Genomic DNA, 1030 nt, shown 5'->3' with positions numbered 1-1030 from the left:
CAGCACCAGGATCGGCACCCGGGTCCAGCCGCGCAGGCCGCGGATCACCTCCACGCCGCCTTCACCGGCCGGGACGCCTACGGGGCGTTCGCCTGGCTCGCCCCGGCCGAGGGCACCACCCGGATCTCCTTCACCGTCGAGAAGGACGGCGTCCCCGACGGCCCCGCACGCACCCTGGACTTCGCCGCGACACCGGAGGTGTGGACCGAGCAGGGCAGTGACGCGGTCACGAGCACCAGACCCGTGGACGCGTACCCGGCCCAGGACCCCACGAAGGCGGTCGTCCACTACCACCGTGCCGACGGCGACTACGACGGCTGGGGCCTGCACGCCTGGACGGGAGCGGCCCGCCCGCCGGAGTGGAACGACCCGATCCGCCCGGTGCGCCGGGACTCCTTCGGCCTGGTCTTCGAGGTTCCGCTGACCGATCACGCGGACTCCCTCAGCTACATCCTGCACAAGAAGGAGGAGAAGGACGTCACCTCCGACGAGACCCTCGACTTCTCCCTCTACGGCCACGAGGTCTGGCGCGTGTCCGGCGACGGCGCCTACCTCACCCCCACCCTCGGCGGCGCCTTCGGCCTGGACCTCGGCACGTCCGCCGCGACCTGGCTGGACGAGAACACCGTCGTATGGCGGGGGACCGGAGCCGGAGTCGCCAGCCAGCAACTGGTGTACGCGCCCGGCGGCGGCATCCGTCTGGAGCACGGTGCCCTCTCGGACGAGGGGCGCTGGCTGCGCCTGATCCCCACGCAACTGACCGACGCGCAACGCTCCGCCCATCCCGGATTCGCGGATCACCAGGCCTTCACCGTCGACCCACGGGACCGCGGCCGGATCGCCGAGGCCCGGGCGAGCCGCCAGCTGATCGCCACCCAGCGAGGACAGGACGGGGCCCTGCTCGGCGCCACGACCGTGCGCCTGCCACCCGGCTGACCTCGCCGGCACACCGTACGAAAGGAAAGAGCCGCACCGTGAAACCAGCACCCACCGCCCGCGGCAACCCGGGCGGACCACCGGCACGCCCGCG

1 protein-coding gene is annotated in these 1030 nt (G+C 72.8%); it reads left to right on the top strand.

The features are described from left to right. Positions 1-936, top strand: a 936-nt coding sequence (locus H5J33_RS36380) for a pullulanase-associated domain-containing protein (RefSeq protein ID WP_309485583.1), incomplete at its 5' end; no start/stop codon positions are given. Positions 937-1030: the final 94 nt, after the last annotated feature.

Origin of the sequence: Streptomyces sp. WELS2 (assembly GCF_013870595.1) — a bacterium.
Classification (GTDB): Bacteria; Actinomycetota; Actinomycetes; order Streptomycetales; family Streptomycetaceae; genus Streptomyces.
This window is presented reverse-complemented; position numbering and strand designations above follow the sequence as displayed.